This is a genomic window from Gemmatirosa kalamazoonensis (genome assembly GCF_000522985.1).
GTDB lineage: Bacteria > Gemmatimonadota > Gemmatimonadetes > Gemmatimonadales > Gemmatimonadaceae > Gemmatirosa > Gemmatirosa kalamazoonensis.
In genome coordinates, this window is sequence record NZ_CP007128.1 from 5,044,800 (window position 1) to 5,068,568 (window position 23,769).

Annotated in this window: 24 protein-coding genes; 12 read left to right on the forward strand and 12 right to left on the reverse strand. The window is 74.0% G+C overall.

Going from position 1 to position 23,769, the window contains the following annotated elements:
- Window positions 1–29: 29 nt before the first annotated feature.
- Entirely contained in the window at window positions 30–1,322 is a 1,293-nt protein-coding gene (locus J421_RS21855) for a hypothetical protein (RefSeq protein ID WP_148306459.1), read from the reverse strand.
- 63 nt (window positions 1,323–1,385) lie between these two features.
- On the opposite strand from J421_RS21855, the gene J421_RS21860 reads away from it, so the two are divergent.
- Genes J421_RS21860 through J421_RS21870 form a run of 3 tightly spaced genes read left to right on the forward strand, consistent with a single transcriptional unit; the run spans window position 1,386 to window position 5,619 of the window.
- Window positions 1,386–2,678 (forward strand): putative glycoside hydrolase, encoded by a 1,293-nt coding sequence (locus J421_RS21860; RefSeq protein WP_025413306.1) that lies wholly within the window; start codon window positions 1,386–1,388, stop codon window positions 2,676–2,678.
- Window positions 2,675–3,355: a c-type cytochrome gene (locus J421_RS21865; protein ID WP_025413307.1), complete on the forward strand. Its 681-nt coding sequence runs from the start codon at window positions 2,675–2,677 to the stop codon at window positions 3,353–3,355. Before J421_RS21860 ends, J421_RS21865 begins: the two co-directional genes overlap by 4 nt.
- Window positions 3,352–5,619 (forward strand): tetratricopeptide repeat protein, encoded by a 2,268-nt coding sequence (locus J421_RS21870; RefSeq protein ID WP_158508871.1) that lies wholly within the window; start codon window positions 3,352–3,354, stop codon window positions 5,617–5,619. The genes J421_RS21865 and J421_RS21870 overlap by 4 nt, the downstream gene beginning before the upstream one ends.
- 7 nt (window positions 5,620–5,626) lie before the next feature.
- On the opposite strand, the gene J421_RS21875 is transcribed toward J421_RS21870, so the two are convergent.
- From J421_RS21875 to J421_RS21885, 3 genes are read right to left on the reverse strand one after another with little or no spacing between them, the layout of a single operon-like run.
- Window positions 5,627–6,079, reverse strand: a complete 453-nt coding sequence (locus tag J421_RS21875; protein WP_025413309.1) for a hypothetical protein — start codon at window positions 6,077–6,079, stop codon at window positions 5,627–5,629.
- Between the two features lie 12 nt (window positions 6,080–6,091).
- On the reverse strand, window positions 6,092–7,366 hold the full coding sequence (locus tag J421_RS21880; protein WP_025413310.1) for a cysteine desulfurase-like protein: 1,275 nt from the start codon (window positions 7,364–7,366) through the stop codon (window positions 6,092–6,094).
- The gene (locus J421_RS21885) at window positions 7,363–8,313 is read right to left on the reverse strand and encodes an NAD(P)-dependent oxidoreductase (RefSeq protein ID WP_025413311.1); all 951 of its coding nucleotides are present in this window, start codon (window positions 8,311–8,313) and stop codon (window positions 7,363–7,365) included. The genes J421_RS21880 and J421_RS21885 overlap by 4 nt, the downstream gene beginning before the upstream one ends.
- 156 nt (window positions 8,314–8,469) lie before the next feature.
- Here J421_RS21885 and J421_RS21895 point away from each other — a divergent pair, with 156 nt between their 5' ends.
- Window positions 8,470–8,670, forward strand: a complete 201-nt coding sequence (locus J421_RS21895) for a heavy metal-binding protein (protein ID WP_104022936.1) — start codon at window positions 8,470–8,472, stop codon at window positions 8,668–8,670.
- A 13-nt stretch (window positions 8,671–8,683) separates the two neighbouring features.
- On the opposite strand, the gene J421_RS21900 is transcribed toward J421_RS21895, so the two are convergent.
- Window positions 8,684–9,208 carry a dihydrofolate reductase family protein gene (locus tag J421_RS21900; protein ID WP_025413313.1) on the reverse strand — a complete coding sequence of 175 codons (525 nt, stop codon included), beginning with the start codon at window positions 9,206–9,208 and terminating at the stop codon, window positions 8,684–8,686.
- A 78-nt stretch (window positions 9,209–9,286) separates the two neighbouring features.
- On the opposite strand from J421_RS21900, the gene J421_RS21905 reads away from it, so the two are divergent.
- From J421_RS21905 to J421_RS21925, 5 genes are all read left to right on the forward strand, one after another.
- The gene (locus J421_RS21905) at window positions 9,287–9,877 is read left to right on the forward strand and encodes a TetR/AcrR family transcriptional regulator (RefSeq protein ID WP_025413314.1); all 591 of its coding nucleotides are present in this window, start codon (window positions 9,287–9,289) and stop codon (window positions 9,875–9,877) included.
- 255 nt (window positions 9,878–10,132) lie between these two features.
- A complete protein-coding gene (locus J421_RS21910) occupies window positions 10,133–10,357 on the forward strand; it encodes a PEP-CTERM sorting domain-containing protein (RefSeq protein ID WP_158508872.1) in 225 nt (74 codons plus the stop codon).
- Window positions 10,358–10,705: 348 nt separating this feature from the next.
- Entirely contained in the window at window positions 10,706–12,022 is a 1,317-nt protein-coding gene (gene mgtE, locus J421_RS21915) for a magnesium transporter (RefSeq protein ID WP_425485844.1), read from the forward strand.
- On the forward strand, window positions 12,019–12,906 hold the full coding sequence (locus tag J421_RS21920) for a DMT family transporter (protein WP_025413317.1): 888 nt from the start codon (window positions 12,019–12,021) through the stop codon (window positions 12,904–12,906). Before mgtE ends, J421_RS21920 begins: the two co-directional genes overlap by 4 nt.
- 91 nt (window positions 12,907–12,997) lie before the next feature.
- Complete coding sequence (locus J421_RS21925) at window positions 12,998–13,780, forward strand: hypothetical protein (protein WP_025413318.1); 783 nt, start codon at window positions 12,998–13,000, stop codon at window positions 13,778–13,780.
- A gap of 12 nt (window positions 13,781–13,792) precedes the next feature.
- Here J421_RS21925 and J421_RS21930 read toward each other — a convergent pair whose 3' ends face one another.
- Window positions 13,793–14,494, reverse strand: a complete 702-nt coding sequence (locus tag J421_RS21930) for an SURF1 family protein (RefSeq protein ID WP_104022937.1) — start codon at window positions 14,492–14,494, stop codon at window positions 13,793–13,795.
- 25 nt (window positions 14,495–14,519) lie between these two features.
- Between J421_RS21930 and J421_RS21935 the strand changes: the two genes are divergently transcribed.
- Window positions 14,520–14,849, forward strand: coding sequence for a hypothetical protein (locus J421_RS21935; protein WP_025413320.1), 330 nt, complete (start codon window positions 14,520–14,522; stop codon window positions 14,847–14,849).
- A 27-nt stretch (window positions 14,850–14,876) separates the two neighbouring features.
- Here the strand turns inward: J421_RS21935 and J421_RS21940 are convergent, their stop codons facing one another.
- The gene (locus J421_RS21940; RefSeq protein ID WP_025413321.1) at window positions 14,877–16,190 is read right to left on the reverse strand and encodes an APC family permease; all 1,314 of its coding nucleotides are present in this window, start codon (window positions 16,188–16,190) and stop codon (window positions 14,877–14,879) included.
- 43 nt (window positions 16,191–16,233) lie between these two features.
- Window positions 16,234–17,061 (reverse strand): DUF72 domain-containing protein, encoded by an 828-nt coding sequence (locus tag J421_RS21945; protein ID WP_025413322.1) that lies wholly within the window; start codon window positions 17,059–17,061, stop codon window positions 16,234–16,236.
- A 108-nt stretch (window positions 17,062–17,169) separates the two neighbouring features.
- Between J421_RS21945 and J421_RS21950 the strand changes: the two genes are divergently transcribed.
- Together J421_RS21950 and J421_RS21955 are read left to right on the forward strand one after the other, a co-directional pair.
- Window positions 17,170–17,928, forward strand: coding sequence for a hypothetical protein (locus J421_RS21950; protein ID WP_025413323.1), 759 nt, complete (start codon window positions 17,170–17,172; stop codon window positions 17,926–17,928).
- An 11-nt stretch (window positions 17,929–17,939) separates the two neighbouring features.
- Window positions 17,940–19,088, forward strand: a complete 1,149-nt coding sequence (locus J421_RS21955) for a glycine zipper 2TM domain-containing protein (RefSeq protein WP_025413324.1) — start codon at window positions 17,940–17,942, stop codon at window positions 19,086–19,088.
- 99 nt (window positions 19,089–19,187) lie between these two features.
- Here J421_RS21955 and J421_RS21960 read toward each other — a convergent pair whose 3' ends face one another.
- The 4 genes from J421_RS21960 to J421_RS21975 form a co-directional block, all read right to left on the reverse strand.
- On the reverse strand, window positions 19,188–20,696 hold the full coding sequence (locus tag J421_RS21960) for an ABC transporter permease (RefSeq protein WP_025413325.1): 1,509 nt from the start codon (window positions 20,694–20,696) through the stop codon (window positions 19,188–19,190).
- Entirely contained in the window at window positions 20,693–21,454 is a 762-nt protein-coding gene (locus J421_RS21965) for an ABC transporter ATP-binding protein (protein ID WP_025413326.1), read from the reverse strand. Before J421_RS21965 ends, J421_RS21960 begins: the two co-directional genes overlap by 4 nt.
- Before the next feature lie 13 nt (window positions 21,455–21,467).
- Window positions 21,468–22,679: an ABC transporter permease gene (locus J421_RS21970; protein ID WP_025413327.1), complete on the reverse strand. Its 1,212-nt coding sequence runs from the start codon at window positions 22,677–22,679 to the stop codon at window positions 21,468–21,470.
- Window positions 22,680–22,871: 192 nt separating this feature from the next.
- The gene (locus tag J421_RS21975; protein ID WP_148306460.1) at window positions 22,872–23,684 is read right to left on the reverse strand and encodes an ABC transporter permease; all 813 of its coding nucleotides are present in this window, start codon (window positions 23,682–23,684) and stop codon (window positions 22,872–22,874) included.
- Window positions 23,685–23,769: the final 85 nt, after the last annotated feature.

Below are 23,769 nucleotides of genomic sequence, written 5' to 3' on the forward strand. Positions count from 1 at the left end.
GCTCTCCCGGGGGGAGCGAGGAGCGACGGTCATCGGCTTCCGTGAAGCGTCGTGCGTGGAACGTGGAGCGTTGCGCGACGACGCGTTTCTCCACGCACCACGCGCCACGCTCCACGCTCGCCGCTACGATACGCGGCGCTGATCGCCTGATCGCCATAGAGCGCGCTCTCGTTGAACGCGCGCACGAGCGCGCGGCGCGACACGGCGTCCAGCGCGGGACGGTCGAGCGCGAAGAGCTGGTGCACGGGCATCGGCACGCGGCCTAACGGATACTCGGTGCGGCGACGCGCCGCGTTGGCGGCGCGCACGGTGAGCGTCGCGGCGTCCTGTCCGCGCACGGGCCGCGCCAGCACCTCCGCGGCGTGGACGCGCCAGCGCAGCTCGGACGAATCGGCGGCGACGGTGGGGAGCGCGTCGCTCACGTCGGCGCTCCACCACGCGGGCGCGGCGCCCGGAACGACGATCGGCGACAGCACGAGCGTGACCGCGTGCCCGTCGGCGTCGCGGCCGAGAGCGACGAACGACACGGCGGGGCGCGCGCCGACGGCGGCGAGGCCGAAGTTGTCGGCCTGGAAGCGGAACGTCGACAACGCGTGCAGCGCGCGCACCTCGGTCTCGTCGTCGGTGTCGGCCAGGGTGCGCACCGAGTCGAGCGCGCGCGCGAGGCGGCGACGCCCCTCGACGACGAGCGATTCCGCGGCCGCGGTGCCGAACAGCTCCGCGACCGACATCGTGCGCGCGCTGCGGAGGTCGACGACGGTGCGTCGCGCGGTGTGCCGCGTCGTGCCGCCGTCGACGTCGATGTCGGCGCGCGCGTCGTACGTCAGAAACGGCCCGTGCAGGTCGACGAGCGAGACCTCGGTCGTGGCCTGGGTGCGCGGATCTTCCGCACCCTCGTCCTCGGGGCCGAGCGGCAGCTCGTGCGGATGCGACGTCGCGTATCGGCGGGCGAGCGTCGGCACGAGCGGGTCGGAGAACACCGTCGTCGAGTCGCCGCCCACGAGGTCCCGGCTGAAGATGCGCTGCGACGTGAAGATCGCGTCGTAGTACGAGCGGTCGTCGTCCGCGGCGTAGACCTCGTACAGGTGCCCGCCGTAGCGGGCGAGGAACATGGCCGAGGAGCGGACCCGCACGCGCGCCGGGTCGCTCGTGATCCAGTAGGTGGAGTCGCCCGCGCTGAGCAGGAACTCGGCGGCCGGGCGCGCGCCGGCGGTGGACGCGGCGCGCCCGCGGCAGCCGGCGAGAACGGCGGCGAGCCCCAGCGCCAGGAGGGAGGCGGCGCGGCGCACCTTGGGGGGGGACAGGACTCGAAGCATCGACATCGCGAGTAAATATAGTCCACTCCGGGCTTTCTTCGTCTCTCATCGTCGCACTCGTCGCACCCCATGCTCCCGCCGTCGCATCCGCTCCGCCCCCGCCCCGCTCTCTTCCGTCTCCTCGCGCGGACCCTGCTCCTCGGCGGCCTGGCGACCGCCGCCTGCGACGCGAGCGCCCGCGCCGGCCGGCCGGCAGGCGCGGTGAGCGACTCCGCGAGCGGCACCGTCTCGCCGGGCTCGGCGCGGCCGGCGCAGGCGGCGGTCCCGGCGGAGGCGAAGGGCGCGGAGGCGACGGCGGCGGCGCTCGCGCGGAACGACGGACCGGCGCCGGCGATCCGGGCGCTCTACGTGAACCGCTTCGCCGCGCAGAGCCGCAAGCGCATGCCGCACTTCATCGCGCTCGCCGACTCGACCGAGATCAACGCGCTCGTCATCGACATGAAGGACGAGTTCGGGCTGAACTACCACTCGGCCGACCCCAAGTTCGCGCAGAACGCGGGGACGATGGGCAAGGTGCGCGACGTGAAGGCGATGCTCGACACGCTGAAGGCGCACGGCATCCTGCCGATCGCGCGCATCGTCGTGTTCAAGGACTCGGTCACCGCCCTGCTGCACCCGGAGTGGTCCATCCGCCGCGAGGACGGCTCGATCTGGCGCGACAAGAAGGGGACGCCGTGGGTGAACCCGTATCACCGCGAGCTGTGGGACTACAACATCGGGGTGGCGGAGGAGCTCGCGCGCATGGGCTTCGGCGAGATCCAGTTCGATTACATCCGCTTCCCCGAGCCGTACGCGTCGCTGCCGAAGCAGATCTTCCCCGGCGCGGACGGGATGTCGAAGCCCGACGCGATCGCCGCGTTCCTGAAGGAAGCGAACGACCGGCTCGACAAGCTCGGCGTGCGGGCGACGGCCGACATCTTCGGGCTCGTGACGACGGTGAACGGGCCGCTCGAGGTGGCGCAGTGGTGGGAGAAGCTCGCCCCGGTGACCGACGTGCTGCTGCCGATGGTGTATCCGTCCCACTACGTGCGCGGCTCGTTCGGCATCCCGGTGCCGAACGCGGAGCCGTACAAAGTGGTGAACATCTCCATCAGCCGGGCGCGCGAGCGCGACGCGAAGCTCGGCATCACGGGCGGGGAGCACGTGCGCCCGTGGCTGCAGGCGTTCTCGTTAGGCAAGCCGGATTACACGGCGGAGGAGGTCCGCCAGCAGAAGCAGGCGGTGTACGACGCGGGCTACGACGGCTGGGTGCTGTGGCACCCGGGCTCGAAGTTCGAGCCGTTCGAGGCGGCGCTGGAGCGCGGGGAGCTCGTGTCGCACAAGAAGGAGCACCCGACGCCGGCGCCGAAGCACGTGGAGTGACGCGCACGGGCCGCCGCGCCGCGTCGCTCCTCCTTCTCCTCGGCGCCGCGAGCGCCGGGGCGCAGTCGCCGTTCGAGCGGGCGACCGCGGTGGCGCTGCTCCGCGACCGGCTGCCGTGCCTCGGCTGCCACGCGTTAGGCACCGACGGCGGGCGGCTGGCGCCCGACCTCGCGACCGTGCGCGCGCGGCGCCCGCCGGCGTACGTGGCGTCGATCCTCGACGACCCGCAGCGCACGGTGCCCGGGACGATCATGCCGCGCGTGGCGCTGCCGCCCGCGACGCGCGCGCTCCTCGTCCGCTACCTCACCGGCGCGGAGGCGGTTCCGCCGGCGGCGCCGGGACCACCGCCCGCCGGTGGCGACACGTCGGGCGCGCGGCTCTACGCGCGGCACTGCGCGGCGTGCCACGGCCCGCAGGGGCGGGGCGACGGACCGAACGCGCGCTACCTGCCCGTGCCGCCCGCGGTGCACGCGTCGCGCGAGGCGATGGAACGTCGCACCGACGACCGGCTGTACGACGCGATCGCGGCCGGCGGCGCCGCGTTAGGCCGGAGCCCGCGCATGCCGCCCTTCGGCGAGACGCTCGCGCCGGCGCAGATCGACGCGCTCGTGCGGCACATCCGCACGCTCTGCTCATGCACGCAGCCGCGATGGGCAGCGGACGGCGCACGACGATGAGAGGGTACGTTCTGCGCTGGTCGCTGCTCGTCGCGGCGCTCGCCGCATGCGCGCGCGGCGACGACACGTGGGGCGCGCCGGAGCGCACGCGCACGCCGCTGCCGGCGGCGCGCGCGAGCGTGCGCGACTCGATCCGATGGGACGACTTCGCCGGCGCGGCCGCGTGCACGACGTGCCACGCGGAGCAGAGCGCGGCGTGGGCGCGCTCGACGCACGGCAACGCCGGCGGCGCGCCGACGCCGCAGCGCGTGATCGCGCCGTTCGACGGCACGCCGATCCGCTTCCGCGACGCGACCGTGCTCCCGAGCAGCGCGAGCGGCACGTACGCGTTCACCGTGCGGCGCGACGGAGAGCCCGACGTGGTGCTGCGGGTGGACGGCGTGATCGGCGGAGCGCACATGCGCGGCGGCGGCACGCAGGCGTTCGTGACGCGGTGGAGCGACGGCACGCTGCGACTCGTGCCGTTCGACTTCTCGCGGCAGGCACGCACGTGGTTCTGCAACACGGAGTCGCGCGGGGGACATGGGTGGGTGCCGATCACCGACTCGCTGCCGCTGGCCGCGTGCGGCGACTGGCCACCACGCCGCGTGCTCGGCGACACGCCGCGGTTCGACAACTGCCAGAGCTGCCACGGCAGCCGCATCGAGGTCGCGCTCGACACGGCGTCGCACGCGTGGCGCACCCGGTACGCGTCGCTCGCGGTGGACTGCGAGTCGTGCCACGGGCCGGCGCGCGCGCACGTGGCGGCGGCGCGCGCGGGACGCCTGGCGAGCGACGAGGGCGCGATGCGCCCGCTCGCGACGCTCGGCAAGGACGCGTCGCTGGAGGTGTGCCTCGCCTGCCACGCGGTGAAGGCGACGCTCGCCCCGGGGCACCTGCCGGGCGCGCCGTTAGGCCGCTTCTACTCCGCGCGGCTCGCGCTGCTCGGCGACTCGCTCCTCGGCCCCGACGGGCGCACGCGGACGTTCGCGTACCAGGAGGGCCACCTGTGGAGCGACTGTTACGTGAACGGCGGCATGACGTGCACGAGCTGCCACGACCCGCACACGCAGGGATACCGCGACGCTGCCGGGCGCCCGCTCACCGGGCCCGACGACGACCGCCAGTGCACGAGCTGCCACGCGAGCAAGGCGGTGCGCGCCGAGGCGCACACGAAGCACGCGAGCACGTCCCCCGGCGCGCGCTGCGTCGCGTGCCACATGCCGTACCTGCAGGAGCCGCTGGTGGGCACGCGGATCCCGTACGGCCGCGCCGACCACACCATCGCGATCCCACGCCCGTCGTCGGACGCGGCGCTCGGGGTGCCCAACACGTGCGCCCGGTGCCACGCCGGCTGGTCGACGGCGCGCGCCGACGCCGAGGTCCGGCGCCTGTGGGGGGAGTCGAAGCCGCGCCCCGCGACGGTCGAGGCGCTCGCGGCGGGCCGCGCGCCACTCGACACGGGCGCGACGCATGTGGCCGCGCAGTACGCCGCGCTCGCCGCGTGGGCCGAGCGCCACGCGGCAGTCGACACGGCGTCGCTCGACGGTGACGCGCTGCTGCGGCTGCGCGCGCTCGCCCGGTCGCGCGACGTGGACGTGCGCGCGCTCGCGCTCGCGACGCTGCACCTGCTGGGCGGCGAGCGCGCCGGCGTGCGCGCGTTCCTCGCCGAGCGCCTAACGGCGGAATCGGGGGACGACGGGCCGCTGCGCGCGCGGTGGGCGCTCGCGCTCGCGACGCTCGGCGAGCGGCTGCGCGGGCGGGGCGATGCGCGCGGCGCGGCGCGGGCGATCGAGCGCGCCCTGGAGGTGCGTCCCGGCGACGCGCGGCTGCTCGCGGCGCTCGGCGAGGCACTCGGCGCGGCGGGCGACGCGACGTCGGCCGCCGCGCGCTATCGCGAGGCGCTCGCGCACGACCCGGCGCAGCCGCTCACGCTCGTGAACCTCGGCGTCGCGCTCGAGGCCGCGGGGGACGCGGGCGGCGCGGCGGAGGCGTACCAGCGCGCGCTGTCGCTCGACGCGCACGAGCCGCTCGCGCTGGCCAACCTCGGCAACGCGTACCTGCGCGCGGGGCAGCCCGAGGCCGCGATCACGCTCTACCGCCGGGCGCTCGCCGCCGACGCATCGATAGCGAACGTGCACTTCGCGCTCGCGCAGGCGTTAGGCCAGCGCGGAGATCTCAGGGGCGCGCTGGCGTCGCTCCGACGGGGGCTGACATTCGACTCGAGCGACGCGCAGGTGCGCGCGCTCGCCGACGAGCTGGCGCGACGGCTCGGCGCGCGCTGACCGAGCCTCAGTCCGTCGGCACGCCGGCCTGGCGCAGCGCGGCGAGCAGCACCTCCGGCTCGTCGGTGCCGAGCCGGAACTGCCGTCCCGAGCGGAGTCGGACCTCCACGGCGCGCGTGCCGGAGACGTTGTACAGCATGCCGCGGAACGTCACGCGGATCCCCCACCCCTCGATCCACGACGACGTCGTCGCCGCCGCGCTCTCGATCTCGTCGAGCGGCACGCGCTTGAGCCAGACGCCGAACGAGAAGTGGTGCCGCAGCTCGCCGTCGATGACCTCGATGGTCATGGTGGAGAACACCATCGCGACCAGCGCGACGACCAGCAGCGGCAGCAGCACGAGCAGGCTGCGCGTCGCCGCCGCGGTCCAGACGACGACGATCGCGACGGCGCCCACGGTCAGCGCGGGCATCAGCCGGCCCACCTGCGTGTGGTGGTAGATCGCCTCGCGAGTGCGCACGGCGCGCGTGGGTCAGTGGCGGGCGACGGCGCGCACGCCGTCGAGCAGCCGCTCGACCTCCTCGGCTGTGGTGTAGCACGCCGCGCCGGCGCGCACGAGCCCATGCTCCGCGTGGCCGAGTCGGTCGACGCAGACCGAGGCGTAATAGTCGCCGTGCGACACGAACACCGCGCGATCGGCCAGCGCGCCAGCGACCTGCTCCGAGCGCACGCCGTCGACGACGAACGAGACGGTCGGCGTGCGCGGCGTGCCCGGGGGCGGCCCGAACACCGTCACGCGGTCGATCGCGCCGAGGCCGTCCCAGAGCTGGCGGAACAGCGCCTGCCCCTGCGCGTGCAGCACGTCGTACGCGCGCGCGAGGCGCTCGCGACGCGACGCGCCGGCCGCCGCACCGCCCAGCGTCGCAAGGAAGTCGACCGCCGCGGCGGCACCGACCATCCCCTCGTGGCTCAGCGTGCCGGTCTCCAGCCGCTCGGGGATCTCGTCGGGTGCCGGATCGAGCTTCGGCACGTCGAGCGCGGCGAGCAGCTCGGCCTTCCCCCACACGATGCCGACGTGGGGGCCGTAGAACTTGTACGCCGAGCACGCGAGGAAGTCGCAGCCGATGTCGCGCACGTCGACGAGCGTGTGCGGCGTGTAGTGCACCGCGTCCACATACGCGAGCGCGCCGACGTCGTGCGCCATCGCGCACGCGCGCTTCACGTCGGTGATGCTGCCGAGCGCGTTGGAGGCGGCGCCGATCGCGAGCAGACGCGTGCGCGGCGAGAGCTGGCGCTCGAGATCCGCCCAGTCGAGACGGCCGGTCTCGGTGTCGAGCCGCACGGTGCGGATCGTCGCGCCGCGCTCGCGCGCCATCTCCTTCCACGGCGCGACGTTGCCCTGGTGATCGAGCTCGGTGACGACGATCTCGTCGCCCGGCCCGGTCGGACGGCCGCCGACGCCGCGGCCGATGGCGCGCGAGACGTGGAACGTGAGCGTCGTCATGTTCGCGCCGAACACGATCTCGTGCGGCTCGCCGTTCAGCAGGTCGGCGACGGCGGCGCGCGCTTCCATGAGGAGCGCGTCGGTCTCCGCGCTGGACGGATAGTTCCAGTGCGTGTTCGCGTTGTGGTGATACAGGTACGACGCCATGGCGTCGACCACGACGCGCGGCACCTGCGTGCCGCCCGGGCCGTCGAAGTACGCGACCGGCGTCCCGGCGTGGAGGCGCGCGAGCGCCGGAAACTGGCCGCGCACGGCGTCGATGGAGAGCGGCGCGCGCAGGTCGTCGAGCGCGAACGTGGTCATAGCTCCTGCTCCAGCTCGTTGTTGGGCGACACGCCCGTGGGCGCGTCGGCGGACGGGCGCGGCCCGCCGATGGTGACGGCGGCCCACTGCTCGACGATGCGCGCCGCCTCGACGTGGTCGGCCTCCTCGCCGAGCGTCGCGTGCGCCATGCGGAACAGCTCCGCGGTGAGCTGGAGGATGGGCGCGGGGACCTTCTGCTGACGCGCGAGATCGGCGCCGATCCCGACGTCCTTGTCGAGCAGCGCGAGCCGGAACGTGCGCGGGAACGCGCGCGTGAGCACGCGTTCCGGGAAGAGGTTCATCGACGCGTTGGATCGACCGCTCGACGTGTTGATGACGTCGAGCGCGATGTCGGCGCGCACGCCGGCGCGCTCGAGCACCGCGAGTCCCTCGGCGGTGCTCCAGAGATGCACGGCGAGCAGCGCGTTGTTCACCGCCTTCAGCGCGTCGCCGGCTCCGATGGCGCCGCAGTGCACGATCTTCTCGCCGAACGCGGCGAGCACCGGCCGCGCGCGGTCGAGCAGCGCGGCATCGCCGCCCACCATCACGGTGAGCGTTCCCTTCTCCGCGCCGATCACGCCGCCGCTCACCGGCGCATCGACGAAGCCGATGCCGCGCTCCGCGAGCCGTTCGGCGAGGTGCCGCGACGTCGCGGGGTCGCCGGAGGTGCAGTCGATGAACAGCGCGCCGGCAGGGATGGCGTCGAGCAGCTCGCCGTCGACGAGCGCCTCGACCTCGCGCGACGACGGCACGCAGGTGATCACGAACTCCGCCCCGCGCACGGCCTCCGCGGCGGTGTCGGCGACGCGCGCGCCGCGATGCGTCTCGACGAAGCGGAGCGCGCGCTCGCGGGTGCGGTTCCAGACCGTGAGGGCGAACGGCGGGGCGGCGAGATGACCGGCCATCGGGGCGCCGATGGCGCCGAGGCCGAGAAAGGCGACATTCATTTGGGGCAGGAGTCGGGACTCGGGACTCGGGACTCGGGACTCGTTAACCTAACCGAGTCCCGAGTCCCGAGTCCCGAGTCCCGAGTCCCGAGTCCCGAGTCCCGAGTCCCGAGTCCCGAGTCCCGATTGCGCACCGCCCACCTCACCATCGCCGGCATGACCGCGGTCCACGCGGTGCGCGCCGTGTACACCGCGTTCGCGGGGGTCCCCGGCATCGTGCGGGCCGACGTCACGCTCGGCGGCGCGACGGTGGAGCACGACGGGACCGTGACGCGCGCGGCGCTCGAGGAGGCCGTCGCGATCGCGGGGTTCGCGGTCGTCGGGTTCCGGGAGGAGCGCTCGCTGCCGACGCTGTGACGCCGCGCGGGGCCTAACGGGCGGCGCGGTAGCTCGCGAGGACGCAGCCGCCGTGGATGGTGCGGCACTCGGTGAGCTCGAGCGGCACACGGGTGCCGCGGTCGCCGAACGTGGGAATGCCCTCGCCGAGAAGGACCGGGTGGATGTTGAGCCGGACCTCGTCGACGAGCCCTGCGTCGAACAGCGAGCGGGCGAACTCGCCCCCGCCCATGAGGCAGATCCGCCCGCCGGGCTCCGACTTCAGCCGCCTAACGAAATCGGCCGCGTCGTCGCGCACCAACGTCACGCCGCGCGCGTCGATCGCCGACAGCGTGCGCGAGAACACGTAGGTGCGCACGCGGCTGGAGTGCTTCTCGCCCGACTGGGTCGCGGCGAAGTCCCACGTCTTGCGCCCCATGAGCACCGCGTCGACGTCCTTCCAGAACGCGCGCATCACCTCGTCGACGTCGTCGCTCCAGCGGAGCCAGTCGATCTCGCCGTTCGGTCCCGCGATGAAGCCGTCCAGACTGACGGCGGCGCCGTACGTCACGGTTCGCATGGAGCACCTCGGGAGGCTATACTAAACCGTCGTTCAGAATCATTCTACATGGTCGTTTAGAAACGTCAACCCCCCTTCATGACCCCGCGCCCGCGCAAGGTCAGCGACGAGCAGATCTTCATGGCGACCATGCGCGCCATGTCGCGCCTCGGCCCCGGCGAGCTGACGCTCGCCGAGATCGCCGGCGAGGCCGGGGTGACGGCGGGCGCGCTCGTGCAGCGGTTCGGGTCGAAGCGCGAGCTGCTGCTCGCCCTGTCGCGACTCGCCGCCGAGGGGAGTGGCGACTACCTCGCCGGGCTGCGGGCACAGCACGCGTCGCCGCTCGCCGCGCTGCGCGAGTACGCCGAGTGCTTCGCGCATCTCGCGGAGTCGCCGGGGGCGCTCGCGCGCAGCCTCGCGTATCTGCAGATCGATCTCACCGACCCCGACTTCCGCGAGAACCTGCTGGCGCAGTCGCGCGCGACCCGCGACGGGCTGACGTCGCTGCTCGCCGACGCGGTGGCGGCGGGTGAGCTGGTGCCTAACACGGACGTGGCGCGGCTCGCGCGCACGGTGGAGACGGTGCTCGGCGGGTCGCTCATCACGTGGGCGACGTATCAGGACGGGACGGCGGCGGCGTGGCTGCGCGCCGACGTGGACGCGGTGCTGGCGCCGCACCTGAAATCGTGAAGCGATGAAGCCCTGACGGCGTGCCCGGCGTGCGGCCCCTGCCTAACGTTGCCGCGCCGCTGCCCCAGCCGACGACGATGGGGGTCGCCGGGGGCTCCGCGCACGCGGAGCCCTTCGCCATTTCGGGACCTGCGTCACCGCGCGGGTGTGGCATCCGCGCCACGTTGCACCGTCCGGACGGGCTCGGTATGCTGGCTCCCGTTGTCGCGGCCGATGCCGATGCCGATGCCGACGTCGACCTTCCTTCCCATCGCGATGCCCCTTCGCTCGCATTCCGCCGCTCGTCTCTTCGTGGCCGCGCTCGCGCTGCCCGCGAGCACGCTGGCCCAGCGTGTCGCGAACGCCGACGACCGCGTCGGGCAGATCGAGCGCGCCACGCCGATCAAGACTCCGGAGCCCGCGTCGCTCACGCTCATGGCCATCGGGCTGGTGGCGCTCGGCGGCGCGCTCTATCGGCGGCGCAGGGCGATCGCGGACTGAGTCGCGCGCCGCACGCGAATGGAACAAGGGGACTCCGCGAGGGGTCCCCTTTCGTCGTCGTGCGGGGCGCGCCGTGCAGCCCTTCCCCGCCCGACTAACTTGGCCTGCGGCGCGCGTCTCCCGGCGATCCGCAGCCGGCCCCGCGCCATCCGTCGCGCGCACGACCGCCATCACCCGGAGCTCCCAGCGGCACCCTCGGCGCCCGTCGCCGGCCCCCTCGTTTCTCCTCCGACCATGACGCCACCCCAGCGAGACGACGCCGAGCGCCCGGTAGCCGCGCTGCTCGCGCCCGACATCCTCGATCTGCTCGAGGAGGATCCGTCGAGCGTCGCGCTCGAGACGGAGGAGATGCACCCGGCCGACCTCGCGGACGTCGCCGAGGCGCTGCCCGAGGACCGGCTCGTCGCGTTCCTCTCCGCGCTGCCGACGGCGCGCGCGGCGGACGTGCTGGAGTACCTGAGCGAGGATCTCCGCTCGCTGGCGCTCGAGGCGATGAGCACGCGGCAGGCCGCGGCGCTCGTCACCGAGATGACGCCGGACGACCGCGCCGACGTCCTCGAGGAGCTGGAGGAGGAGCGCGCCGAGGAGATCCTGCAGGAGATCCCCGCCGCCGCGCGCGCGGAGACGGAGGCGCTGCTCCAGTACGAGCCCGACTCCGCCGGCGGCCGCATGACGACGGAGTTCGTCGCCGCCGCGGAGACGCTCACGGTGGAGGAGGCGCTGCGCTCCGTGCGGGCGATGGCGCGCACCGAGCGGCGCGAGGCGCTGTACACGGTCTACACGACCGACGCGAAGGGGCGACTGTTAGGCGTGCTGTCGCTGCGCGAGCTGCTCGCGGCGCCGGAAGGCGCGCACCTGTCCGACGTCGCATGGACCGAGGTGCACACCGTGCTCCCGACCGCGCCGCAGGGCGACGTGGTGCGCCTCGCGTCGGACTACGACCTCGTGGCCGTGCCGGTCGTCGACGACGACCGTCGCCTGCTCGGCGTCGTGACGGTGGACGACGTCATCGACGCCATCGAGGAGGAGCAGACCGAGGACGTGCAGAAGCTCGGCGGCATGGAGGCGCTCGACGAGCCGTACATGCAGATCGGCTTCCTCGCGATGTTGAAGAAGCGCGCCGGATGGCTCAGCATCCTCATGGTGAGCGAGATGTTCACGACGAGCGCGCTGCAGCACTACGACAAGGAGCTGGAGCGGGCCGCCGTGCTGACGTTGTTCGTGCCGCTGGTCATGAGCTCCGGCGGCAACTCCGGATCGCAGTCCACGTCGCTCATCACGCGCGCGATGGCGCTCGACGAGGTGCGGCTCAGGGACTGGTGGCGCGTCGCCGTGCGCGAGCTGCCGTCGGGGATGACGTTAGGCGCGATCCTCGGCGTGATCGCGATCGTCCGGATCCTGCTCTGGCAGCACTTCGGGTTCTACGACTACACCATGCAGGGCCGCACGCCGATCGGGTACGTCGCGGGCACGATCGCCTGCGCGCTCGTCGGGATCGTGACGTTCGGCTCGATGACCGGCTCGATGCTCCCGTTCCTCCTCCGCCGCCTCGGCTTCGACCCGGCGAGCGCGTCGGCGCCGTTCGTCGCGACGCTGGTGGACGTGACGGGGCTCATCATCTACTTCAACGTGGCGCTCCTGTTCCTGCGCGGCACGCTGCTGTGACGCGCGGCGGCTCGCTCGGCCGCGCCACGGCGCTCGTCGCGCTGAGCGCGTGCTGCTTCGGGTCGATCTCCATCCTCACCGTGGTGGGGACGCGCGCGGGAACGTCGCTCACGAACCTGCTGCTGTGGCGGTACCTGCCGGCGGCGGTGGTGCTCTCCGTCATCGCGCGGCGCTGGCCGAGTGGGGCGACGGCGCGCGCCGATCGACGCGGCGTCGTGTACGCGATCGCGGTGGGCGGTGGCGGGCAGGCGCTCGTCGGCCTGCTGACGCTCTCGGCGCTGCGGTGGATCAGCGCGGCGACGGTCGGCTTCCTGTTCTACACGTATCCGTCGTGGGTGGCGCTGTTCGCCGTGGCGCGCGGCACCGAGCACGTGGACCGGCGGCGCGCGGTGTCGCTCGCGCTGTCGTTCGGCGGCATCGCGCTCATGGTCGGCGCGCCGCGCGATGCGGCGTGGCCCGGCGTGGCGCTCGCGCTCTCGGGCGCGGTGTCGTACGCGCTCTACGTGCCGTTCCTGCACCGGCTGGAGGCGGGCACGTCGCCCGCGCTCGCATCGACGTACGTCACGGCGGGCGCGGCGCTCGTGTTCCTCGTCGTGGCGGCGATGGACGGCACGCTCTCCGTGCATCTCGGGCCGACGGCGTGGGGCGCCGCGGCGACGCTCGCGCTCGTGTGCACGGTGGGCGGCTTCGTCGCGTTCCTGCGGGGGCTCGCGACGCTCGGACCGGTCCGCGCGGCGATCGTGTCGACCGTGGAGCCGTTCTGGACGGCGCTGTTAGGCGCTGCGGCGCTCGGCCAGCCGCTCACCGCGACGACGGTGGCGGGCGGCGCGCTCATCGCGGCGGCGGTGCTGCTCCTGCACGTGGCCCCGTCCACACGGCTCTGACGACGACACGGCGCAGGTCCGTGGCGTCCTGGAGGTCGATCTCGCGCATAGATCCGGTCCCGCGCGTCGTCCCCTTCCAGCCGGAGGCCACATGCCCACGATCCGCTCCCTCGCCGCGCTCCTCGTCCTCGCCGCGTGCGGGGATCCGTCCGCGCCGCTGGCGCCCCGCCCCTCCGCGACGCTCGACCGCGCCCCGGGCGGCAAGGTCTCCGTCGCGCTCGGCGACTGCCTGGAGACCATCGGCGTCGCGCTCGCGCCGACGGCGAGCGTCCGCGCGCTCGTGCCCGTGCAATTCCTCCTCGTCGGCGACGGACAGCCGGTGACGCCGCTCGTCGTCCGCACGTCGCAGTGCGACGTCTCGGTCGACGGGGCGCGCACGCAGCGGGGCGAGATCGTGCAGATCGGCGCGATCATCGTCCCGCCGGACGGCACGGGCGACGTGAGCTCGGCGCTGCTGTGGTACTACACGTCGGACGCGAAGCTCGCGCACGCGCTCGGCGCGCTCGGCGTCGACGCGCAGCACGTGCCGACGATCGGCCTCGATCTCGCGGCCGGCGCGCCGGGCTCCGCGCGCGCGTATCACGTCGCGGTGCGGAAGCCGGGCAGCCCGACGCTCGACGTGGCCGGCACGGTGGCCGAGAGCGTCGCGTCGGCCGGAGCGTTCGTCGCGAACTGGTGGACCGTCGGCCCCGCCGGGGTCGTGAAGATGACGACGTCGATCCCGTCGATCGCGATCGGCGGCGCGAGCCTCGCGCTCACGACGCCCGCCGACGGCGCCCTCGCGGCGCTGCTGGGGCCGAGCGCGGGATTCCCCATCCTGCAGCAGTTCAACACGTTCGCGAGCGCGGAGCTGACGGCGTCGGTCGTGCCCTGACGCGAGCGCCGCTCAGGCGCGCCGCTCGCTCCGCGCGAACGCGAGCGCGCCGACCACCGCGAGCGCCGCGAAGAAGAACCACTGGATGGCGTAGCTGCGGTGCGGTCCCTCGTCGAGCGCGGGACGCGGCAGGCGCACGGGCCGGTCCTTCGGCGGATCCCCGGCCGGCGGGTCGAGCACGACGTAGTACGGCGTCACCGGCGCGCCGACCGCTCGCGCGACGGCGCCGCCGTCGAGCCACCGGAACGCGCGCGGCGACGACGCGAGCGCCGCCGCGCCGCGCAGCCGCGTCGGGATCTCGACCCAGCCGTCGGCCGACAGCGTGTCCCCCTCGCGCCACCGGGACAGGTCGACGTCGCTGGCGTTAGGCGAGTACACCCACCCGCGATTCACGAGCACGAGCGTGTCGGTTCCGGCGACGCGCACGGGGGTGAGGATGTTGACGCCCGGCGAGCCCTGGCGCGTCCGATTCACCAGCACGACCTCGCGCCCGTACTCCGGCCGGCCCTCCACGCGCACGCGGCGGTAGTGCGCGGCGCCGGTGTCGACGGGGACGGCGCGCAGCGGCTCCGGCGGCTCGGCCAGACGCGTGGCGACCACGGCATTGCGGGCGCGCCGGCCGCGCAGGCGAGATAGTTGCCATATGCCGAGGCGGACGCACACCGCCGCGACGACGAACGCGAGGACGAGATAGAGCACCATTCGACGGGACATGCAGGCACTCTACTGACTGACGACGATGGGCAACACGGTCTCCCTCGAGGTATCCGCCCACGAGCGGCCCACGCCGCCGCTCCGACCCGCGCCGATGCGGCGGCGCCTGCTGACGCCGGTGTTCCTCGGCCTGTGCGGCGCCGGCGCGGCGCTGTCGTCGCTCGTGCTCGGCGCGTTCCGCGCGGTGGGACTCGATCTCGACCGCGACACCGAGCCGGCGCCACGCTGGTATCCCGACGAGTCCGTGTCGCCGGCCGCGCTCGAGCTGGCGCTCATGGTGACGCCGCTGCGGTCGCACGCCGGGATCGGGGCACGCACGGACCGCGTGGGCGACGCGGTGCGGCGCGCGGGCTGAGCGCCCGCGGCGCCTAACGCGCGCCGCTCACCCGGCGACCGGCCGGGCGCGCCGGAGCAGCGCGTAGAGCGGCAGCGTGACGGCGACGCTCGCCACCGACACGGCGGCGCCGCGCGGGTCGGCCGCCACCACGCCGGCGAGGAACACCGACGACGCGACGACGGCGAGGCCCGTCGTCCACGGATGCCCCCACGCGCGGTACGCGCGCGGCAGCGCGGGCTCGCGGCGGCGCAGCACGAACACCGCGGCGAACGACACGACGTAGCTCGCGACGAACAGGAACGCGCACACCGCGATCACGCGCTCGAACGCGCCGGTCGCCGCGAACAGCGCCGCCACCACGCCGGACACCGCGAGCCCCACGCCCGGCACGCCCGCCGCGCTCACGTCGCCGAGCCGGCGCGGCGCCGCGCCGTCGCGCCCCATCGCGTAGGCCACGCGCGAGGCGAGCAGCAGGTTGGCCACCACGGCGCTCGGCAGCGCGAGCAGCACCAGCCAGTGCACGAGCGACGCGCCGCGCGCGCCGGCGATCGCGCGCGCCACGTCGGCGGCGACGAGCGTCGAGCGTGACATCGCGTCGATGGACAGGACGACGAGGAACGCCGCGTTCACGGCGAGGTAGAGGGCCATGCCGGAGAGCACGCCGCCGAACACCGCGCGCGGCACCTCGCGCCCGGGATCGCGCAGCTCGCCGCTGAAGTAGATGGGCCCCGTCCACCCGTCGTACGCGTAGATGACGCCCTGCAGCGCGAGCACGAACGCCGCCGCCCCGGCGTGCGCGTTCGGCGCGGGGGCGGCGTGCGGGCGCGCGGCGAACACGCACGCCGCGACGAGCGCGAGCAGCGCGACGGCCTTCACCGCGCTCGTCGCGCGCTGGGCGCGGTCGCCCACGCGGACGCCGCGCGAGAGCACCGCGTACGCGACGGCCACGGCGAGCACCGCGATCACCGGCACCGCGCGCGCGCCCGCACCGAGCAGCGCGGCCGCCGACTCGGAGAGCGCGATCGCCACCGCCGCGACGGATCCGGCGGACGACAGCCAGTCGTTCCAGCCGACGACGAAGCCGATGTACGGGCCGAACGCGCGCCGCGCATAGACGTACTGCCCACCCGAGCGCGGCACGGCGACGCCGAGCTCGGAGAGCGCGTTGCCGCCCAGCAGCGCGTACAGCCCGCCGACGACCCACACGCCGAGGAACAGCGCCGGTGTCGGCAGCCGCGCCGCGACGTCGGCGGGGGCGCGCAGGATCCCCGCGCCGATCATGGACCCGATGCCGACCGCGACGCCGAAGCCGACGCCCAGCACCCGACGCAGCGCGCCGGGCGGCTCGTTCTCGCTCACGCGGAGGCGTGAATAGGGCGGCTGTCCTCCTGCCGAGCGTGCACTAGAAGAGCGAGAACTGCTCGCCCAGCTGATCCGGCATGACCGGCGTCTGTCCGAGCAGCCGCTGCAGGTCGCGACCGCTCGCGGGGCTGTGGCCGGCGAAGTGGTTGTTCACGAAGCCGTACGCGGTGCGTACGCGTGGCGCGAGCGCGCGGAGCGCCTGCGCCCATAACTCCAGCTCGCGCGTGCGGTCGACCTGGATGCGCGAGTAGTCGACGATGTCGCGGTTGGGCCCCATCCACCGCAGGTACGCGAAGTCGGCCGTCGGACGCTCGGCGAGCGCGATCATCTGCCGCCGCGGGATCCACCGCGCGTCGGTGAGCGCGAGCGCCACGCCGTGCTCGGCGAGCAGCGCGAGCACGCCGTCGGTCACCCAGCCGCGGTGCCGGAACTCGATCGCGACCGGCACGTCGGACGGCAGCTCGGGGAGGAAGTGGGCCAGCGCCGGCAGCTCGTTAGGCAGGAAGTCGGGCGAGAGCTGCACGAGCACGGCCCCGAGCTTGTCCTCGAGCTCGCGCGCGCGGTCGAAGAAGTGACGCATCGTCTCGAGCGCGGGGCCGCGCAGCCGCGCCTCGTGGGTGATCTCCTGCGGCATCTTCAGCGCGAAGCGGAAATGCGGCGGCACGCGATCGGCCCACCCGCGCACCGTCTTCACCGCCGGCACGGCGTAGAACGTCGAGTCGACCTCCACCGTGTCGAACGCGCGCGCATAGGTGGCGAGGAAGTCCGCGGCGCGCGTGCCGGACGGGTAGAACGGCCCCACCCAGGCGTCGTAGTTCCACCCCTGCGTGCCGATGCGGATCACGGCCGGGCTGTCCGGTGCGTTCATGGGCGCAATTCGCACCCCGGGTCGACGGGTGTCAAGGCAGGGTTCGCCGACGCGGCCCTCGACTTGCCGCAGGTGTGGTCGACACGACTTCAACACCCGGAGGAGCGCATGAGCGATCCGACCTTCCGCGGCCCCGACGAGCGTGACGCGGAGCGGCCGAGGACGAACGACGAGCGGGACGCGGCCGCGGGGACGGCGGCAGGAACGGCGACGGGCGCCGCGGCGGGGGCCGTGGCGGGCGTCGCGGCCGGGCTCGGGACCATCGCGGCCGGACCGCTCGGCGCGATCTTCGGCGCGTTCGCGGGCGCGGCGATCGGCGCCGCGGGCGGCGTGGGCACCGAGGAATCGATCTACACGTCCGAGCACGAGGACCACTACCGCGCGCTGTGGGAGGCGACGCCGGGGCGCGCCGCCGATGCGTCGTTCGACACGGCGCGGCCGGCGTACCAGCTCGGTCATGTCGCCGCGTCGCGGCCCGAGTACGCGGGGCGCGACTTCCACGACGTCGAGGGCGATCTCCGGCGCATCTGGGAGCGCGATTTCGCCGCGCGCCACGGGAGCTGGGAGGCGGCGCGCCACTACGTGTGCGACGGCTACGGCCACGCGCGCGGCGAAGGGTTCGGCGTCCGCCGCGACACGAGCGTGATCGGCACCGGCGGCAGCGCGGTCGATCCGGTGGAGCTGGCGCGCGCGCGTGCCGGGCTCGCGAGCCGCGCCGACACGCCCGAGGGCGACGAGCCGCTGTTCCCGACCGACCTCGGCGCGACGACGGGTACCGCGGCCGACGCACCCACGGCCGGGCGGCTCGGCGAGCGCGACGAGGTCCCGGCGAACCGGACGCACCCGGAGAGAACGGATTTCATCTAGGAGGAGCTCGAATGGACGACCTGAATCGCACGAACGCGCCGGACACCAACGCGGCCCCGCCCCCGGTGCCGCGCGAGACGCTCCGCGACGAGGCGCAGCGCGCCGAGGCGCGACGCACGGACGACCTGCGCGTCGACGACCGCCGAGAGGACGACGCCGCGGACGAGATCGGGGAGGCGGTGGGTGGAATCTCTGGCGTGCTCACCGGGGCGGCGCTCGGATCGTTAGGCGGCCCGCTCGGCACGATCATCGGTGGCATCGCGGGCGCGGTGAGCGGCTGGTGGGCCGGTCGCGCGATCGCCGAGGCGGCGAGCCACGTCTCGACCGACGACGAGGACTACTACCGCACGCACTACGAGCGCTCGAGCGGCCGACTCGCCGACCGCTCGTACGAGGAGGTGCGCCCCGCGTACCAGATCGGCCATCTCGCCGGCCGCAACCCGGACTACGCGGGGCGCGGCTTCGAGGAAGTGGAGCCCGAGCTGCAGCGCGGCTGGTCGAGCGACGTGAGCACGCGGCACGGCGCGTGGGAGCAGGTACGCGACTACGCGCGGCACGGCTTCGACCGCGGCCGCCGCGGCTTCGGCACCGGCGCCGTCGCGGGCTCGGCGACGACCAGCTCGCGCGAGTTCGACCGCGTCGCGGATTCGTCGGCGGGCGGCGTGGGCTACGGCGCGTCGGCGGGTGGTCCCACGGCGCCTAACGCGAGCAGCCCATCCGGCGGGCCGGCCGTGAGCGGTGCGGCGACGGGCGGCGCGGCGCTCGGCGGGCCGGCGCACGACACCTCCGCGCTCGCCGGCGGCGCCTCGGCGCCGGACTCCACGATGCGCACGAGCTCTCCGGCGGATCTGCGCGGCGCGTCGACTGCGGACACGTGGCCCGACGGCTCCACCACGGCCGGCGCGCCTAACGAGAATCCGGCCGACCGTGCCACGCCCGCCGGCACGCCGACCGGCACGGCCGCGTTCGACCGCAAGCGCGACGTCGGCGAGCACCTGCGCGACCGCGCCGCCGACGCGTTGGGCAGCACGCGCAACGCCGCCGAGCGCCTCGGCGAGCGCGCGGCGGACGCGATCGACGACACGAAGGACCGCATCGACGGCAACCCGGCGTCGAAGCCGGGCCCGGACGCGACGGATCGGCCAGAGCGACTGACCTGATCTGCTTCGCGTCGCTCACGCGGAGGCGCGGAGCACGCGGAGAACACCAACGTGTCTTGGTCGTTCTCCGCGTGCTCCGCGCCTCCGCGTGAGATGCGCTCAGCGGTAGGTCTCGAAGAACCCCGCCCCTTCCCCGCCCACGATCTGCCCGCCGACGCGGCCGCTGATGCGCAGGCGGCCCTTCATCTGCACGAAGTACGGACGCGCGAGATGCCGCGCCGCATCGGCGTCGCCGCGCTCCACGAGACCGAGCCGCGTGTCGGTCGCCGAGGCGTGCTCCACGTCGAGCTCCACGCGGATCGTGTCGGCGCCGCGCGCATCGAGCATGATGCCGCGCGACGGGACGCGGATGGTGCGCCCCCCCACGGTCACCACGCGGTCGTCGACGTAGGCGATGTCGCGCGGCCGGAACAGCGCGCGGAAGCCGAGCGAGTCGACGACGTAGAGGAACAGCGACGAGCGGGTGCCTAACGAGTCCGGGGGCTGCACGCGGCCGTAGAGCAGCGTGAGGTCGCCCGCGCGGCCGGCGCCCCACTCCCACGTCACGCCCTGCCACGTGCCCCAGTTGTGATCGTGGTACGCCTGCACCGACGTCAGGCGCTCGCACGCGCCGGCGGCGCACAGCGTGCCGCTCGCGTCGGCGCGCAGCGCGGCCACCGCGTAGCCCGACGCGAAGTCGCCGCTCTCCAGCGTCGCGCCCGGGAAGTACGCGCGCGGCTGCGGCGTCACCACGAGGTCCACCGTCGCCCGCCCGCCGCCCCGCTCCGCCGGTGCCTCGGCGTGCACGGCGTAGCGGCCGTCGGGGAGCACGCGCACGGAGCTCGCGCCGATCGTGAGATCCGCGTCGGTCGTCGAGAAGCGCACGGCGTCGGGCCCGGCGATCGCGCTGTAGCGCCGGCCGCCGTCGGTCTCGCCCTGGGCGTGCGTCGTGACGAGCACCTGACCGCCCCACAGCCCGCTCGCTCGGTGCGTGACGTCGCCCGCGACGATGAGCGACACGAACGCCCACCGCTTCCCGTCGGGGGAGAGCACGTTGAAGTAGTGCCACTCCGCCCAGCTCTCCGGGCGCGCGACGCCCGCGGGCGGCAGATGGAAGTGATCGATGTCGTGCCGCAGCTCCGCCGGCGTGGGACGGGACCAGCGGCGGTCGCCGTCGTCGTCGCGCCACGCGCCCGCGACGATGCGCGGCGCGGCTCCCACCGCCGTCGTCGCGCCTGGTACGTCGCCCGCCGCCTGCACCGGCATCTCGCGTCCGTCGGGCAGCCGCAGGTACACGAGCTTCCCCTCGATCTGCGGCGCGACGGCGCGCACGTCCGCGGCGAGCCGCGGCGCATCGAGCAATTGCAGCTGCACGAAGCGCGCGTTCGGAATCGAGAAGTAGATCCCGCCCAGGCCGCCCACCTTCAGCATCTCGAGGTCGAGCCCCTCGGGGAGCACCGTGATCTCGCCACCGCCGACGAGCCGTCGGTCGCGCGCCTGGGCGACGAGCGCCTCGCCCACCGAGAGCAGCACGATCATGACCGAGACGCCCATCGCGAAGCCGAGCAGCAGCAGCGCGGAACGCCACGGTCGCTGCAGCAGGTTGCGGAACGCGAGCAGGGGGATCATCGGGACTCGGGACTCGGGACTTGGGACTCGGGAACTGCTCCCCCACGAGTCCCGAGTCCCGAGTCCCGAGTCCCGACTCCCGACTCCCGTGTGTCGTCGACCACGACGCCGTCGCGCATGTGCACCACGCGGCGCGCCGCGTCCGCGAGCTTCTCGTCGTGCGTCACGACGACGAGCGTCGTGCCGTCGTCGTTGAGGCGATGGAACAGGTCGATGATCTCGGTGCCGGTGCGCGCGTCCAGCTCCCCCGTCGGCTCGTCGGCGAGGACGAGCGCAGGACGGTTGGCGAGGGCCCGCGCGATGGCGACGCGCTGCTGCTCGCCGCCCGACAGTTGCGCCGGCCGGTGGTCCGCGCGCTCGCCGAGACCGACGTACGCCAGCAGCTCCAGCGCGCGCGCTCGACGCTCGGTGCGCGCCACGCGCGCCTCGGCCATCGGCAGCTCCACGTTCTCCCGCGCGGTGAGCGTCGGCATGAGGTAGAAGCGCTGGAACACGAAGCCCACGCGTCGCAGACGGAACTCGGTCGCGTCACGATCGCGCAGCGCGCCGAGGTCGCGCCCGTCGACGGTGACGGTGCCGCTCGTCGGGCGGTCGACCGCACCGAGCACGTTCAGCATCGTCGACTTGCCGCACCCCGACGGACCCACCACGGCGACGTACTCGCCGGCGTCGACGTCGAGCGTGACGCCGCGCAGCGCCTCCACCGTGCGGCCGCCTAACGGGAACGCGCGCCGCACGCCGAGCATCCGGATCAGCATCGTGTCCTCGTGATCACCCCACCGCCTCCTCTCGCAGCGTCGTCGCGATCGGCAGCGATCCCGCACGCCACGCCGGATACGCCCCCGCCCCCACCCCGGCCGCCACGAGCAGCGCGAGCGACCGCCACGCCGCGTCGGCGCGGAACACGAAGAACTCGAATGCCGCCGGCAGCCCCGGGAAGTCGGCGAGGATCACGTTGAGCCATCGCGCCGTCGCGATGCCGAGCACGAGGCCCAGCACCGCGCCCGCGACGCTGAGCGCGAGCCCCTCCGCCACGATCTGCCCCACGACGTGCCCGCGGCTCACGCCGATCGCGCGCAGCACGGCGATCTCGCCGACGCGCTCGTTCACCGACACGGTGACGAGCGTGGTGACGAGCAGGAAGCCGATCGCGAGGCTGATCGCGCCGAGGATGAGCGCGAGCTGTCGGAAGTAGCTGAGTCGCCGCTCGACCGCCGCCGTCGCCGACGCCGTCGTCACGACGCTCACGCGCGGCACGCGCCGCTCGACGTCGCGCTTCACGGCGTCCACGAGCCGGTCGTCGCGCACGCGCGCCATGAACGCCGACACACGGTCCGCGCCCTCGTCGCCGCGCATCGCCTGCAGCTCCCCGATCGGCACGGCGACGAGCGGCGCCGCGGCCGACGCGAAGTAGAAGCGCGCCACGCCGCTCACCACGAGCCGCCGTCGTCCGCCGTAGGTGCGGAGCTGCGGATCGAAGCGCGCCGCGACGTCGAGCGTGTCGCCGACGCGCGCGCGGGCCGCCTCCAGGAACGCCTCGCTCGCCGCGAGACGATCGGGCGCGGTGATGTCCGCGCCCCGCAGCAGCTCGTAGTCGCCCTGCACCGCGGGATCGTCGCCGAGCGCGAACGCGGTGAGCAGCGGCGCGCCATCGGGACCTCGGCGGTCGCCCGTCGCGAGCACGTGCAGCGGCGCGCCGGCGACGGCGCTCACGCGCTCGATGCGCGGATCGGCGCGCAGCGTCGCGAGCACCTCCGACGCGCGATCGATCGTCGCCTCCGTGTCGAACGGCAGCGTCCCCTTCGGCGTGATGCGGAGCTGGAAGCCGCTCGTCAGCAGCAGCCCGCGGAACGACTCGGTCATCCCGGTCGCGAGCATCACCATGTCGAGCAGCAGCGCGGCCGACACGGCGACGCCGAGCACGGCGAGGATCGTGCGCGCGCGGTGTCGCACGAGCGTGGCCCAGGCGAGCGTCCAGGTCATGGCTGGTTGCTCGGCGTGCTCACGCGGAGACGCGGAGAACGCGGAGAAAGCCATTGAACCGCAGAGGACGCAGAGGCCGCAGAGGACAACAATTGCAGTCCTCTGCGGCCCTCTGCGTCCTCTGCGGTTCGATTGCACAGCAGAAGGGTCTCCGCGCCCTCCACGTCTGCGCCTGCGACGAGACGGTCCTCGTCATCGACCGAACAGCGACAACGGCGGCGTGCGCGCGAGTCGGCGGGCGGCGAGGAAGCCGGCCACGACGCCGAGGCCCAACGCGAGGGCGGCGGAGAGGGCGATGACGTCGGGCGTGAGCGCGGCGAACGTGAGCGGCGTGCGGTAGACCGCGCGGTAGTGCACGTTGATGAACAGCGTGCCGAGCCACCCGACACCCACGCCGAGCGCGGTGCCTAACAGCGAGACGAGCGCCGCCTCGAGAACGAGCGCGAGCACCACCGTACGCCGCGACAGCCCGATGAGACGCAGCGCGGCGACGTCGCGCCGACGCTCGTCCACCTTCAGCAGCAGGATGCAGAGCAGGAAGATCGCGCTCGCGACGATGGTGATGACGCCGATGGCGCGATGGAAGCGGCGCACCACCTCGAACGTGCGCGACGTCCCCGCCGCGACGTCGGCCGAGCGGTAGGCGCGGAAGCCGAACGCCGCGCGGTCGATCGCGGCGAGCGCGCGCGTCGTCGCCGCGGGGCCGCGCGTGCCGACGGCGAAGCGGTCGACGCGGTTCTCGTAGCCGACGAGCCGCTGCAGGTGGTCGAGGTGCAGCCGCACGTGATACTCGCCGCGCGCGACGTCGGCCGGATCGGGCGGCGGACCGGTGATCGCCGCGACCACCACCGTGTCGCCGGGGATGCCCGCCTTGCCGGCCACCACCACGCGGTCGCCCACGTGCAATCCGGCGTCCGCGGCGAGGCGCTCGTCGATCGCGATCGTGCGAACGGCGGAGGGCTGGACCAGCGACGCGAGAGCGAGGACGAGCAATGAACGCATCATTTCCATCGCGTTGTCATCACGTCCATAGGGCCGTGGAGCTCGGTGCTAGCGCCTACGGAAATGATGGTAACGCAATGAAGATGAT

Bases quoted from the DNA above. Each gene is read 5' to 3' on its own strand.
- J421_RS21855 (WP_148306459.1), bottom strand. From the start codon at position 1,322: ATGTCGATGCTTCGAGTCCTGTCCCCCCCCAAGGTGCGCCGCGCCGCC.
- J421_RS21860 (WP_025413306.1), top strand. From the start codon at position 1,386: ATGCTCCCGCCGTCGCATCCGCTCCGCCCCCGCCCCGCTCTCTTCCGT.
- J421_RS21870 (WP_158508871.1), top strand. From the start codon at position 3,352: ATGAGAGGGTACGTTCTGCGCTGGTCGCTGCTCGTCGCGGCGCTCGCC.
- J421_RS21880 (WP_025413310.1), bottom strand. From the start codon at position 7,366: ATGACCACGTTCGCGCTCGACGACCTGCGCGCGCCGCTCTCCATCGAC.
- J421_RS21885 (WP_025413311.1), bottom strand. From the start codon at position 8,313: ATGAATGTCGCCTTTCTCGGCCTCGGCGCCATCGGCGCCCCGATGGCC.
- J421_RS21895 (WP_104022936.1), top strand. From the start codon at position 8,470: ATGACCGCGGTCCACGCGGTGCGCGCCGTGTACACCGCGTTCGCGGGG.
- J421_RS21900 (WP_025413313.1), bottom strand. From the start codon at position 9,208: ATGCGAACCGTGACGTACGGCGCCGCCGTCAGTCTGGACGGCTTCATC.
- J421_RS21905 (WP_025413314.1), top strand. From the start codon at position 9,287: ATGACCCCGCGCCCGCGCAAGGTCAGCGACGAGCAGATCTTCATGGCG.
- J421_RS21910 (WP_158508872.1), top strand. From the start codon at position 10,133: ATGCCCCTTCGCTCGCATTCCGCCGCTCGTCTCTTCGTGGCCGCGCTC.
- mgtE (WP_425485844.1), top strand. From the start codon at position 10,706: ATGCACCCGGCCGACCTCGCGGACGTCGCCGAGGCGCTGCCCGAGGAC.
- J421_RS21925 (WP_025413318.1), top strand. From the start codon at position 12,998: ATGCCCACGATCCGCTCCCTCGCCGCGCTCCTCGTCCTCGCCGCGTGC.
- J421_RS21930 (WP_104022937.1), bottom strand. From the start codon at position 14,494: ATGTCCCGTCGAATGGTGCTCTATCTCGTCCTCGCGTTCGTCGTCGCG.
- J421_RS21935 (WP_025413320.1), top strand. From the start codon at position 14,520: ATGGGCAACACGGTCTCCCTCGAGGTATCCGCCCACGAGCGGCCCACG.
- J421_RS21945 (WP_025413322.1), bottom strand. From the start codon at position 17,061: ATGAACGCACCGGACAGCCCGGCCGTGATCCGCATCGGCACGCAGGGG.
- J421_RS21950 (WP_025413323.1), top strand. From the start codon at position 17,170: ATGAGCGATCCGACCTTCCGCGGCCCCGACGAGCGTGACGCGGAGCGG.
- J421_RS21955 (WP_025413324.1), top strand. From the start codon at position 17,940: ATGGACGACCTGAATCGCACGAACGCGCCGGACACCAACGCGGCCCCG.
- J421_RS21960 (WP_025413325.1), bottom strand. From the start codon at position 20,696: ATGATCCCCCTGCTCGCGTTCCGCAACCTGCTGCAGCGACCGTGGCGT.
- J421_RS21965 (WP_025413326.1), bottom strand. From the start codon at position 21,454: ATGCTGATCCGGATGCTCGGCGTGCGGCGCGCGTTCCCGTTAGGCGGC.
- J421_RS21970 (WP_025413327.1), bottom strand. From the start codon at position 22,679: ATGACCTGGACGCTCGCCTGGGCCACGCTCGTGCGACACCGCGCGCGC.
- J421_RS21975 (WP_148306460.1), bottom strand. From the start codon at position 23,684: ATGATGCGTTCATTGCTCGTCCTCGCTCTCGCGTCGCTGGTCCAGCCC.